General features: G+C 37.9%; 12 protein-coding genes. 6 read left to right on the top strand and 6 right to left on the bottom strand.

Features of this window, described 5'->3' with window-relative positions; genetic code table 11:
* Window positions 1-175 precede the first annotated feature (175 nt).
* Window positions 176-1,555 carry a transglutaminase-like domain-containing protein gene (locus QZT73_RS04340; protein ID WP_291786785.1) on the bottom strand — a complete coding sequence of 460 codons (1,380 nt, stop codon included), beginning with the start codon at window positions 1,553-1,555 and terminating at the stop codon, window positions 176-178.
* Window positions 1,556-1,718: 163 nt separating this feature from the next.
* On the opposite strand from QZT73_RS04340, the gene QZT73_RS04335 reads away from it, so the two are divergent.
* Window positions 1,719-2,138: a rhodanese-like domain-containing protein gene (locus tag QZT73_RS04335; RefSeq protein WP_291777492.1), complete on the top strand. Its 420-nt coding sequence runs from the start codon at window positions 1,719-1,721 to the stop codon at window positions 2,136-2,138.
* A 26-nt stretch (window positions 2,139-2,164) separates the two neighbouring features.
* Here the strand turns inward: QZT73_RS04335 and QZT73_RS04330 are convergent, their stop codons facing one another.
* From QZT73_RS04330 to QZT73_RS04315, 4 genes are read right to left on the bottom strand one after another with little or no spacing between them, the layout of a single operon-like run.
* A complete protein-coding gene (locus QZT73_RS04330) occupies window positions 2,165-2,905 on the bottom strand; it encodes a DUF1080 domain-containing protein (RefSeq protein WP_291777495.1) in 741 nt (246 codons plus the stop codon).
* Window positions 2,902-3,327 carry a c-type cytochrome gene (locus QZT73_RS04325; protein WP_291777497.1) on the bottom strand — a complete coding sequence of 142 codons (426 nt, stop codon included), beginning with the start codon at window positions 3,325-3,327 and terminating at the stop codon, window positions 2,902-2,904. The genes QZT73_RS04330 and QZT73_RS04325 overlap by 4 nt, the downstream gene beginning before the upstream one ends.
* A 25-nt stretch (window positions 3,328-3,352) precedes the next feature.
* Window positions 3,353-4,405 (bottom strand): sugar phosphate isomerase/epimerase, encoded by a 1,053-nt coding sequence (locus QZT73_RS04320; RefSeq protein WP_291777500.1) that lies wholly within the window; start codon window positions 4,403-4,405, stop codon window positions 3,353-3,355.
* 44 nt (window positions 4,406-4,449) lie between these two features.
* A complete protein-coding gene (locus tag QZT73_RS04315) occupies window positions 4,450-5,619 on the bottom strand; it encodes a Gfo/Idh/MocA family oxidoreductase (RefSeq protein WP_291786783.1) in 1,170 nt (389 codons plus the stop codon).
* 282 nt (window positions 5,620-5,901) lie between these two features.
* On the opposite strand from QZT73_RS04315, the gene QZT73_RS04310 reads away from it, so the two are divergent.
* The 5 genes from QZT73_RS04310 to QZT73_RS04290 all read left to right on the top strand — a co-directional run bounded on the left by QZT73_RS04310 (window position 5,902) and on the right by QZT73_RS04290 (window position 11,276).
* Entirely contained in the window at window positions 5,902-7,134 is a 1,233-nt protein-coding gene (locus QZT73_RS04310; protein WP_291777506.1) for a nucleoside permease, read from the top strand.
* A gap of 11 nt (window positions 7,135-7,145) precedes the next feature.
* On the top strand, window positions 7,146-8,018 hold the full coding sequence (locus tag QZT73_RS04305) for a TIM barrel protein (protein ID WP_291777510.1): 873 nt from the start codon (window positions 7,146-7,148) through the stop codon (window positions 8,016-8,018).
* A 25-nt stretch (window positions 8,019-8,043) separates the two neighbouring features.
* Window positions 8,044-9,723, top strand: a complete 1,680-nt coding sequence (locus QZT73_RS04300) for a GMC family oxidoreductase (RefSeq protein WP_291777513.1) — start codon at window positions 8,044-8,046, stop codon at window positions 9,721-9,723.
* A 19-nt stretch (window positions 9,724-9,742) separates the two neighbouring features.
* Window positions 9,743-10,312: a gluconate 2-dehydrogenase subunit 3 family protein gene (locus QZT73_RS04295; protein ID WP_291777516.1), complete on the top strand. Its 570-nt coding sequence runs from the start codon at window positions 9,743-9,745 to the stop codon at window positions 10,310-10,312.
* Between the two features lie 61 nt (window positions 10,313-10,373).
* A complete protein-coding gene (locus QZT73_RS04290) occupies window positions 10,374-11,276 on the top strand; it encodes a sugar phosphate isomerase/epimerase (protein WP_291786780.1) in 903 nt (300 codons plus the stop codon).
* A gap of 42 nt (window positions 11,277-11,318) precedes the next feature.
* On the opposite strand, the gene QZT73_RS04285 is transcribed toward QZT73_RS04290, so the two are convergent.
* On the bottom strand, window positions 11,319-11,969 hold the full coding sequence (locus QZT73_RS04285) for an MCP four helix bundle domain-containing protein (protein ID WP_291786776.1): 651 nt from the start codon (window positions 11,967-11,969) through the stop codon (window positions 11,319-11,321).
* Window positions 11,970-12,269: the final 300 nt, after the last annotated feature.

Here is a 12,269-nt window from a genome sequence, read left to right as displayed (position 1 = left end):
CAAACTGAACAAACAGAGGAACATCCAACAGAAGAAGAACATCCATCGAATGGAAACGAGCACCCAAGTGATGGTGATGAGCATCCTAGTAGCGGGGGAGAACATCCTTCCTCAAATGATTAAACCCAAAGGATATTGGAAGATGAAGGCTTACTAATCGATATTTGGTAAGCCTTTATTTATTTATTCTATTGAAAGAGAAAGTAGTTTTGGGATAAAAAATCTCCCCATCTTCTTCCATAATTGGATATGCTAAAAAATTGATAGGACCCGATTGTGGTAAAGTTGGAAGTGATAAATCCCTACCTTTGCTCAGTTCTATTCTATTTGCAGGATGTCTTCCAAAATAATAAGTAGCCAATGCGGTATATTTATTGCCTTCACTAATATCAACTGGCCACCATTTACCTTCAGCATAAAATTCTGCCCAACAATGATATCCATCTATGCCTCCCTCATTTCTTTCTGAAGGAATAGAAGCGCCAATGGCAAACCTTGATGGTATTCCGATTGACCTGGACAATGAGATAAAATAGGAATGAAACTCAGTGCAGTTACCCGTCTTTGAGTCACATGCCAAATCAGCACTTCCAGTTCCATAAGTACCAAATTTCATGTACCGCATATTGTCTATAATGTAATCGTATAGAGCCCTTGCGTGAACAAGTGCTCCATCATTTTCTTTTCCTCTGATGGCTTCCTCTGCAATTTCCTTAAACCTTCCACCCACAGGAAGTAATAAATTTGGCTCTAGATACCTACTGATATCCTCTTCCTTCTCAGGATAAGGAGTTTTTTCCATTCGGATCACTGAATAAATTATCTGAATGCTTTCTCCACTATGACTAGGGTCAAGTTCCAATACCATTACGGTGTTTCCAAATTCCTCATCCTTCTCAATAGTCTGCCTCCCAGGTACTTTAACCGATTTGACAGTGATTTCCTGAAAATCATCAGAATTTGCAATGGGAAACCAAATTTTAGCCTTAGAATTAATTTTTGGTAAAACTGCTTCATAGTAAAATTCAAATACATCCCTGTCTTCTTTTACTCCCAAAAGTGCATTAGACGCCTGTCCCACTGGAATTCTTCTCCATGTTTTGTCAACAAGCTGCTTCCATGAATATCTAGGTTTTCCATTAAGCTTATGGAGAGAAGTTTCCGTAACCTGCATTTGTCCAGGTTCACCTTCCAAAAAAAAATCCACGTCATAAACGTCTCCCCGCTCATCAGCCAAATCAACACAGGCAAAATGACTGTTATGCCCCAAATTGGAAAGATACTCCGTATGTACTCTGACCAATTTTAACCGCAATTCTTCCCCTTCATCATTTATCAAAAAGTATCCTTTATTTTTCAACTTCTCATCTTCAATATATGCTTTTATGCCTTCTTCTATTTCTTCTATGCTTACTTTTTTCTTTATGCTCCCAACTTCCTCTAAAACTATTTGCCCGGCTTCCTTTTTGTTTGTTTGACAGCCAAAAATCATGAGTGACAAAGTGAAAAACACGGCTAACTTTATGGAACATGAATAAAAGTTATTGATTTTCATTTATGAGCATTTTAAATTAAATCTCTATTTTTTTATAAGATGAAATTACGCTATTTTTCTCTTTAATGCCTAGCTTTCCAAACATTAGTGATAAGGAACACATATCAAATATTTTCAATTTTCTAAATTGAATGCATCAATTTAAACAACTATCTCAAACTTCATGAAAAACTACTTTGCCTTACTTTTGCTGGTATTTTTAGGTGCATGCAATCCGACTGATATTGAATCAACCAAAAATACGGCGAATAAAATCCAAAAGGATAAATTCCAAAACGTCAATTCCTCTAGATTTCTTGAGTTAATACAAAAAGGAAATGGGATTGTTTTGGATGTCAGGACATTCGCTGAAGCCCAACAAGGCCACATTCCAAATGCAATTGTAATCGATATTTATCAAAAGGATTTCGAAGAAAAAATCAGCGCTTTACCAAAGGATTCAGAAATATACGTTTACTGCACAGTTGGTGCAAGAAGTAAACAAGCTGCTTTAATTTTACAAAGAAATGGATTTGAAAAAGTTTTCAATTTAGAAGCGGGGATCATGGATTGGGCTAGAAATAGGTATCCTATTGCCAAATAAAAAACCGGAAATTTCCGGTTTTTTATTTACAGTTTTTTGATCCTAATATTCCTGAACCAGACTTCATCGCCATGATCCTGAAGGGCAATTTTCCCTTTTTGATATTTCCCAAACCCGGGCATATCCTTAAATTTTGAATTGGCTATCATTTCATTCCACTCCTCTGTCCACAAGGAGGTACTCACTACCCTAACACCATTGAGATGCAATTCGAGGTTTCCTTCATCGATAATTATTTCCGCCAAATTCCATTCTCCAACTGGTTTTACAGTTTCTTCATTGGATGCAATTAAATCATAAAGATCTCCAGCCCTATGCGTATGGATTTTTGCATCAGGATGCCCATCATTATCAAGAATCTGCATTTCAGGCCCTGTCATCCAGGGATAAGCATATTCAGGTGATTCATGAACCAAAAATATGATTCCTGAATTTCCATTTTCTGCAATTTTCCACTCTACCTGAAAATGAAAATTTTCAAATTCTTCATTTGTAATAATATCACCTCCATCACCTGTCTGCCAACCTTCTTTATTCAACGCATCGAGGTAAATTGCCCCATCTTGGATTTTCCAAGCAGCACCAACTTCACCTCCCCCATATTTTGACCAACCTTGGAAGGTTTTTCCGTCAAAAAGACTGATCCATTCATTTTCAGCTTCGTCAATTAACTTCTCATTTACCATCTTTTCCTGGGTTCCTCCACATGAATAAAAAAGAAGAGCTAAAACAAAGAAAACATTTGATAAAATAGTTCTCATTCTCATTTTTTCAGCAACAGTACATATTTAACAATCGTTTCTACATCATCTTTTGCCAGATGAGGATGTGCTGGCATGGGTACTTCTCCCCAATTCCCTACATTCCCATTGATGACATTTGCAGTCAACATGGCTATATTTTCATCAGTTGCTTCATACTTTTCTGCAACATCTGCATAGGAAGGCCCTACAATTTTCCGCTCAATCATATGGCAGGCAGTGCAGCCTGCTTCTTTTGCTTTTGCGGAGCCGGCAATAAAAACAGGGTCATCCTTGTATTTGTCTTCAAGGCTTACCTTGGCAGGAGCAGATGTAGATTGACTTGTTGTACTGGCGGATTCAGATGAATTCGATCCACCACCTCCACAGGAATATGTGATTGTAGATAATGCAATCACTCCCGCAGATAAAATTTTTATTAGTCTCATGATTCTTTTAAAATTAATTGTAAAATTAAATACCTAATATTCTTTTGTTGAATGCCTCGTCCGCCCCAGCGGCAGCAAAGTCATCAAATGCCTTCTCTGTTACCCTTATGATGTGATCAGCTATGAACTGAGCACCCTCAATTGCTCCTTCTTCAGGATGTTTGATTGCACATTCCCATTCGAGTACTGCCCATCCTGAGAAATCATATTGTGAAAGTTTACTGAAAATACCACTAAAATCCACCTGTCCATCTCCTAAAGATCTGAACCTGCCTGCACGATCTACCCAGCTTTGATATCCTCCATATACTCCCTGTTTTCCAGTTGGGTTAAATTCAGCATCTTTGACATGAAACATCCTGATTCTTTCATGGTAGAAGTCAATGAACTGCAAATAATCCAAACACTGTAAAACAAAGTGGCTAGGATCATACAAAACATTGGCTCGTTTATGATTGTTTACTTTTTCCAAAAACATTTCAAAAGTAATCCCATCATGTAGATCCTCACCAGGGTGTAATTCATAACAAACATCAACACCATACTCATCAAAAGTATCCAATATAGGTAGCCACCTCCTTGCCAGTTCTTCAAAACCTGTGTTGACCAAACCTGCTGGTCTTTGTGGCCAGGGATATACGGTATGCCACATCAGGGCACCGGAAAATGTTGCATGTGCATGAAGACCCAAATTGGCTGATGCTTTGGCTGCAAATTTAAGTTGTTGGGTAGCCCATTCCGTTTTTCCCTTAAGGTTTCCCGCCAAATTTGCAGGCGCAAAAGCATCGAACAATTCATTATAGGCTGGATGCACAGCCACCAATTGCCCCTGTAAATGGGTGGAAAGTTCTGTAATTTCAAGACCTGCTTCGTTAACAATTCCTTTAATTTCATCTGCATATGTTTTGCTCTCCGCAGCCTTTTGAATATCTATCATCCTGGAATCCCAAGACGGAATTTGGACACCCTTGTATCCAACATTGGACATCCACTCACAAATATTTTTAAGGTTATTGAAAGGTGCTACGTCGTCGGCAAATTGTGCAAGAAAGATTGCCGGTCCTTTAATGGTTTTCATAGGTTCATTATTTTGGTTTTAATAATTTTTTTTGAAGAATTTTATCAATATTCTACTTTAAATGGAGTCCATTTATGTTCTGATGCTGAACTGACCAGAACATTTTCAATGAATGCCATGCCCCTTATGCCATCTTCTGCACCTGGGAAGTCCATCCATTCAGATTTGGGTTGTTCTCCTTTTCGCAAAGCATAAATACACCTAGCAAAATTTCTGTAAATATTTGCAAAGGCCTCAATATAACCTTCTGGATGTCCTGCTGGCGTCCTCGTGTTTTCATTAGCCATTGAACCTAGATAACCCGTCCCCGCTCTAAAAATCTCTGCTGGCTTATCCGGCCACCTAACGATCAAAGAATTATTATCCTCTTGTTGCCACTCCAAGCCTCCTCTATCACCGTATACTCTAATTTTCAGATTATTTTCACAACCAGTATCTATTTGAGAAGCTGTTAAGATACCTGAAGCATTATTTTCAAATCGCATCAAGACAGCGCCATCATCATCTATTGGCCTTCCCTTTACTTTGATGTCCAAATCCGCACAAATCTTTGCAACCTTTATCCCTGCTACATATTCTGCTAAGTTAAACGCATGCGTTCCAATATCCCCGAAGCATCCTGCTTTTCCATTTCTTGCAGGATCTGTTCTCCATTCCGCTTGCTTGTTGTTTTCATGTTCTAAAAGCTTGTACAACCAGCCTTGTGGATACTCCACATATACCTTTTTGACCTTCCCAATTCTTCCTTCGGCAACCATCTGCTTCATCTGCTTGATCATTGGGTATCCTGTATAGGTGTGTGTTAAACAAAAAAGCTTATCACTATTTTTGATGATTTTATACAATTCTTTTGCCTCATCATAGGTAAGGGTCATGGGTTTATCCAAAACTACATGGAAACCATTTTCCAAAGCCATTTTTGTTGGCTCAAAATGTACGTTATTTGGAGTTACAATACTAATAATGTCTATTCGCTCAGATTCCGGCAATGCAAGTTCTTTCTCTATCATTTCAATATAGGAAGCATACACACGGGATGGATCCAACATCAACTCTTCACCAGCCTGTTTGGACTTATCAGGGTTACTGCTGAAAGCTCCGGCAGTAATTTCAATTAGGCCATCCATAAGTGCTGCGCTTCTGTGAATGGCTCCGATAAAGGCTCCGGGACCTCCACCTACCATCCCCATTTTGAGTTTTTTCTGAGCTGTCATTTTTTTGAATTAGGTTTTAGGTTTATAGTTTATTGTATTTGATTTATAATTTCTCCTAAATTTTCTGAAATATAATTTATGATATTTACTCCCCTTAGAATATATTCAAATAAATTACCAATAGTAGTAAGATGTTATGAGTGGTACAAATTCATAAGGATATTGGCTTTATTATTTTGTATACTTTAGAAATAAAAATAAGCTAAAAAACCCGAAATTTAAAGATAAAATTTATAGTTTACGTATCGGCAGTAATGGACCTTGCCCAATAAATCATCGGCTATGACCACCCTACTTAGAATAAGGTTATCCTTTATGATGTTTCTAGAGTTCTTTATCTGGGGTTCTTGGTATGTAACCATGGGTACTTTTTTAGGCGCTAATTTTCAATCTACAGGTAATCAAATTGGCAGTGCATTTTCCACACAATCCTTCGGAGCAATCATTGCGCCTTTTATAATTGGCCTTATTGCTGATAGGTATTTCAACGCTGAAAAAATACTGGGATTCCTTCATTTAGCAGGTGCATTCTTTCTCTATTTGGCATTCCAATCTGATTCCTTTGGAGCTTTTTATCCATTCATTTTTATTTATATGGTGCTTTATATGCCCACCTTGGCCTTGGTGAATTCTGTTTCATTCAGACAAATGGCTGACCCTGGCAAACAATTTCCTTCCATAAGGGTATGGGGCACTATCGGTTGGATTATATCTGGTTTGGTGATAAGTTATGTTTTTCTTTGGGATACTGCTGAAAATGTAAGGGACGGTATGTTAAAAAACACATTTCTTATGGCTGCAATTGCCTCAGCTATACTGGGCTTATTTAGTTTCACTTTACCTAAAACACCGCCTAAAGCCAGTAAACAGAATAAAATAAATATCAGGGATATTTTAGGGTTGGATGCAATAGCTCTGCTAAAAGATAAAAATTATGCAGTATTTTTTATTTCCTCTATCCTAATTTGTATTCCTTTAGCTTTTTACTATCAAAACGCAAATCCATTTCTTGCCGAAATAGGTGTTTCTGATCCAACAGGAAAAATGACCATAGGGCAAGTTTCTGAAGCACTGTTTTTACTCTTATTGCCAGCTTTCTTTAAAAGATTTGGGTTTAAAAACACCCTTCTAATTGGAATGATCGCTTGGGCCTTGAGGTATGCATTATTTGCAATAGGAGATGCGGAGTCAGGCTTATTCCTTTTAATAATTGGTATTGCACTTCATGGAATCTGTTATGATTTCTTTTTTGTTTCAGGACAAATTTACACAGACGCAAAGGCTGGAGAAAAATTCCAATCATCTGCACAAGGGCTTATCACTTTGGCAACCTATGGAGTGGGTATGCTTATCGGTTTTGGAATAGCAGGGCATGTAACTGATTTGTATTTGCAAGCTGATGGAACACATAATTGGGATTCAATCTGGATGATTCCGGCAGGTATTGCTATATTAGTAATCATTTTCTTTCTTGTTTTCTTTAAAAACGATTCAGTAAGTAAAAAACCTAAATAACCTAATATCATATGACCCTTAATAATCGAAGGAATTCTATAAAAAAAATGATTCTTGGAAGCTCAGTTTTAGCGGGGTTTCCTTTAACAAAATTGAATGCAAACGGAATGTATGATCCTTTAAAAGGGAATGTTAACCATTCGGTTTGCCATTGGCCATTTAACCCCATGAGTTTGGAAGACCTTTGTATAGGCATAAAAAAAATAGGTTTCAATGCAATTGATCTTGTAGGCCCTAATAACTGGCATATACTGCAAAAACACGATGTAGTCTGTTCCATGTGCAATGGTGCTGATCTTGGTATAGCGCAAGGGTTTAATGATTCAAAATACCACGAGAAATTGCTTCAGGGCTACGCTGAGGTCATACCACTTATGGCAAATGCAGGGTACAAAAACATCATTGCTTTTAGCGGGAACAGAAATGGTATGGATGATGAAACTGGCCTGAAAAATTGTGCAGAAGGATTAAAAAAGATAATGGGCATTGCTGAAAAACATGGTATAACGGTGATCATGGAATTGCTTAACAGCAAAGTAGATCATCCCGATTACATGTGTGATAAAAGTGATTGGGGTGTAGAATTATGTAAAATGGTAAACTCTGAAAATCTAAAACTACTCTATGATATCTACCATATGCAGATAATGGAAGGAGACCTAATCAGAACAATCCAGAAAAATCACCAATATTTTGGACATTACCATACCGCTGGCAACCCTGGAAGGAATGAAATTGACGAAACACAAGAAATCAATTACCCTGCCGTAATAAAGGCAATATTAGACACAGGTTTTGAAGGATATATTTGTCAGGAGTTCATTCCCAAAGCCAGTGACAAAATGGCTTCCCTTGAGCAGGCGATAAAAATATGTGACATATAAATTAATAATAAATACCAATTAGATTATGGCAGATAACTCGTATGACGCGATCGTTGTGGGTTCCGGTATAAGTGGAGGCTGGGCAGCGAAAGAATTGACAGAAAAAGGACTAAAAGTCCTCTTGTTGGAACGAGGGCAAAATGTGGAGCACATTAAAGATTACAAGTCCGCAACTTTGGCCCCTTGGGAAATCCCACATAGGGGAAGGAGAACTACTCAAATGTTAGAAAACCATCCCAACTTAAGAAGAGATTATGTGCTGAATGAGCTAAATCTTGATTGGTGGGCCCAGGAATCGGAATCCCCTTACATTGAAAAAAAGCCTTTCACTTGGTTTAGAGGATATCAAGTTGGCGGCCGTTCTTTATTATGGGGAAGACAAAGCTACAGGCTTCACAATATAGATTTTGAAGCAAACCTTAAAGAAGGAATTGCAGTTGACTGGCCTATTCGCTACAAGGACTTAGAGCCTTGGTATGGTTATGTAGAAAGGTTTGCAGGCATCTCAGGAAATAAAGACGGTTATGAAATTTTACCTGATGGAGAATTTCAACCCCCTATGCCCCTAAATTGTGTTGAAAAAGATGTCGCCACAAGGGTAAAAGAAAAATGGGGAGGGAAAAGACTGGTCACCGTGGGAAGAGTAGCAAATTTGACCCAGCCCCTAGAAGGAAGGGTACAGTGTCAATTTCGAAACAAGTGTTGGCTGGGCTGTCCTTTTGGAGGTTATTTCAGCACGCAGTCCTCAACACTACCAGCAGCAATGAAAACGGGTAATTTAACACTACGCCCTTGGTCCATCGTAACCAAATTGATTTATGACAAGGACACTCAAAAGGCCACAGGGGTTGAGGTTTTGGATGCTGAAAACAATCAGACATATGAATACAATGCCAAAATAATTTTCCTATGCGCCTCTGCATTTAATTCAACTGCGATCTTGATGAGAACTGCTACTGATATCTGGCCAGAAGGTCTGGGAAGCAGTTCAGGTGAATTGGGACATAATGTGATGGACCACCATTTCCGCCTAGGAGCCAATGGGATAGCGGAAGGGTACGAGGATAAGTACTATTTTGGCAGAAGGCCTAATGGAGTTTATATCCCAAGATTCAGAAATGTGGGTGACGACAAAAGGGATTACTTGAGGGGATTCGGCTATCAGGGAAGCGCATCAAGATCCGGTTGGAGCAGGAATGTAGCAGAAATTAATTTTGGTGCACCTTTGAAAGATGCCTTAAGCGAACCAGGACCTTGGTCTATGGGCATTACTGCATTTGGAGAAATCCTACCCTATCATGAGAACACAATAAAGCTCAGCAATGATGTAAAAGACAAGTGGGGATTATCTGTGTTGGAAATGGATGCAGAAATCAAAGAAAATGAGAAAAAAATGCGTATTGACATGATGAACGATGCTGCCGAAATGCTTGAAGCAGCAGGTTTGAAAAATGTCAATACTTTTGATGCAGGATATACCTTTGGTCAGGGAATCCATGAAATGGGGACTGCAAGAATGGGAAGAGATCCCAAGACCTCTGTTTTGAATGGTAATAATCAAGTATGGGATGCCAAGAATGTGTTTGTGACAGATGGGGCCTGTATGACCTCAGGTGCAGCCCAAAATCCATCTCTTACCTACATGGCTCTCACAGCAAGAGCAGCAGATTTTGCAGTAAGTGAACTTAAAAAAGGCAATCTATAAATTTAATAAGAATCATATCATGGCAATGAATAGAAGAGATGCAATAAAAAGCGTAGCCTTGATGATGGGCGGCGCAATGGTTGGAGCTAATGTCATCTTGACAGGCTGTAAACCGGAAGACCAGATTATAGGCCTAGATTTTTCACCAAAGGATATTGCATTCCTTGACGAAATTGGGGAGGCAATTATTCCAACTACTGATACCCCTGGAGCGAAGGCAGTAGGAATTGGAGAATTTATGGTGATGATGGTCAAAGATACCTACAATGCTGAACAGCAAAATGATTTCGTAGCAGGGATAAACCTTGTCCGAGAAGACTATAAAGCTGCCAAAGGCAAAGATTTCATGGAAGCTTCTGTGGAAGAAAGAACAACTTACTTAAATGAATTAAAAAGTGGTGGTAAACTTTCTGTAGAAAGTGACCCCAAAAAAGTTGTAGCCTTCTTAGGTATGCTTCAAGATCTTACTGTCTTGGGTTATTTCACATCTGAAGTTGGCGCAACACAACAATTAAGGTATTTTGAAGCTCCGGGAAGATATGATGGTTGCATTGATTATACACCTGGAGATAGGGCATATGCCATTTAATATTTGTTAGATACTCGAGAGGCTGTAAAAAATTACAGTCTCTTTTAATTTAAAATCCAGCATGAAAAATAACAGAAGAAAATTTATCCAAACCACAGCGCTATTGGGAGCTAGCGCCATTTTCCCATTTCAATTCTGTAAACCAAAAAAAGCGGAAAACCTTACAAGTGAAGCACTATTAGGCGCATCAAAAGGAATTCTAGATGATTTCGGGATACAATTATATTCTGTAAAAGAAGATATGGCTGAAGATCCTGTAGCAACCATCAAAGCCATGGCATCTTACGGATATACACAAATTGAAGGGTTTGATGGAGGAAAGGGGATTTTTTGGGGAATGTCAAATAGGGAATTTAAAGCACTTATGGACGACCAAGGCCTTAATTTTATTGCCTCCCATGCCAATACTTTCCAAAATTTGGAGGAACAGGCCGAAAAAGCGGGAAACATTGGCATGAAATATCTTATCTGCCCATGGGTAGGTCCACAAAAATCAATGGATGACTTTAAACGCCTTGCCGAAGAGTTCAACAAACAAGGAGAAGTCTGCAACAAACATGGGGTAAAGTTTGCCTATCATAATCATGGATATACATTTGAAAAATTAGAAGGTCAAATGCCTCAAGATTATTTAATGGAAAATACGGATCCTGAATTAGTAGACTTTGAAATGGACACTTATTGGGTGTATACTGCTGGGGAGGATCCTATAGCATATATTAAACGTTACCCAAACCGTTTTGTCCTGGGGCATGTTAAGGATAAGTCCCCGGACCTTCCTTTTGATGAGGCAAATGGTTCTATTCAGATAGGAAAAGGCATCATGGACTTCCCTGCAATTCTAAGAGCCGGTAAGGACAATGGAATGGAATATTTCATCGTAGAGCAGGAACGATTCGAAGGTATAACTCCACTAGAGGCTGCTAAACAAAATGCAGCATACATGAAAAATCTGATTTTTTAGTTAAGTACCCCGTTATAAAACAAATTATAACGGGGTACCCCTTTATACTATTTCTTCATTTATTTTCTTTGAAGTATATATCAGTAGATATATAATCACCAATAAAATGACCAAGGCTGCTATTTCAAATTGAGCCCAAATTTTTGATCTATTTACAACTTGGTCAGAGTTCATCGCCAAAATCTTACCTTCTTCCAATTGGATCTGTGATAACTTTTCAAGATCGGAGATAGCACGCTCAATATAGGTGTTGTATTCTTTGACATTTTCAATGTTAACTCCCTTTTCATCTGAATAAAGTTGAGCATAATCCGCTATTCGTAAGTTATTTTCAATTATGCCCTTAAAATCATTTAAAAACCCTTCCTCTTTGGTGGTTAATTTTGTGCTTTCAAAATCACCCACCAATTTCAAAATTCCCTCTTCATAAGCAATAATATCTTCAATCACATGGGAATAATCATTTTCAAAATCACAATGATTAATCAATAATTTAATGCGGAAAAGCTTTTCAGAAATTGAAAAAATATAACTTTCTACTACTAACCTATCCTCATAGAAAGAAATAAAACTATCACCTAATTCATTGAAATTTTTTCTTTTTAATAAATTCTTTCCAAAAATCAATAGAATAAGAAAAGTTAAAATCAAAGCGATTTTTAGTTTCCGGTTTTTCGATTTGTCAATTGCCATAGATTTTGGGTAAATGAATTTCAGAAAAATTAAGAATAGTCCTAGGAGGGTCTTAATCCTGTTTTTAATGACAATTAAGATTTTTGAATTCAAATAACCTAAAAAATTGTTCATTTTTTTAAAAAACAAAAGCCCATTTTATCAATGGGCTTTTCTGGCATCAATTTGTTGTACCCGTTTCAAAACTAATTCAATTGGAAATGCTATCTCTCACTTGAATTTGTGATCCCGCTGGGGCTTCCCGATACTAACTCGCTTTGCTTCGTTTATCGGGATAAACTTCTCGCCCTATGCGATCAT

The sequence above is a fragment of the Cecembia sp. genome (assembly GCF_007126775.1).
Classification (GTDB): Bacteria; Bacteroidota; Bacteroidia; order Cytophagales; family Cyclobacteriaceae; genus Cecembia.
This window is presented reverse-complemented; position numbering and strand designations above follow the sequence as displayed.

Coding starts and splice junctions, on each gene's coding strand:
- QZT73_RS04340 (WP_291786785.1), bottom strand. CDS start 1,555: ATGAAAATCAATAACTTTTATTCATGTTCCATAAAGTTAGCCGTGTTT.
- QZT73_RS04335 (WP_291777492.1), top strand. CDS start 1,719: ATGAAAAACTACTTTGCCTTACTTTTGCTGGTATTTTTAGGTGCATGC.
- QZT73_RS04330 (WP_291777495.1), bottom strand. CDS start 2,905: ATGAGAATGAGAACTATTTTATCAAATGTTTTCTTTGTTTTAGCTCTT.
- QZT73_RS04325 (WP_291777497.1), bottom strand. CDS start 3,327: ATGAGACTAATAAAAATTTTATCTGCGGGAGTGATTGCATTATCTACA.
- QZT73_RS04320 (WP_291777500.1), bottom strand. CDS start 4,405: ATGAAAACCATTAAAGGACCGGCAATCTTTCTTGCACAATTTGCCGAC.
- QZT73_RS04315 (WP_291786783.1), bottom strand. CDS start 5,619: ATGACAGCTCAGAAAAAACTCAAAATGGGGATGGTAGGTGGAGGTCCC.
- QZT73_RS04310 (WP_291777506.1), top strand. CDS start 5,902: ATGACCACCCTACTTAGAATAAGGTTATCCTTTATGATGTTTCTAGAG.
- QZT73_RS04305 (WP_291777510.1), top strand. CDS start 7,146: ATGACCCTTAATAATCGAAGGAATTCTATAAAAAAAATGATTCTTGGA.
- QZT73_RS04300 (WP_291777513.1), top strand. CDS start 8,044: ATGGCAGATAACTCGTATGACGCGATCGTTGTGGGTTCCGGTATAAGT.
- QZT73_RS04295 (WP_291777516.1), top strand. CDS start 9,743: ATGGCAATGAATAGAAGAGATGCAATAAAAAGCGTAGCCTTGATGATG.
- QZT73_RS04290 (WP_291786780.1), top strand. CDS start 10,374: ATGAAAAATAACAGAAGAAAATTTATCCAAACCACAGCGCTATTGGGA.
- QZT73_RS04285 (WP_291786776.1), bottom strand. CDS start 11,969: ATGGCAATTGACAAATCGAAAAACCGGAAACTAAAAATCGCTTTGATT.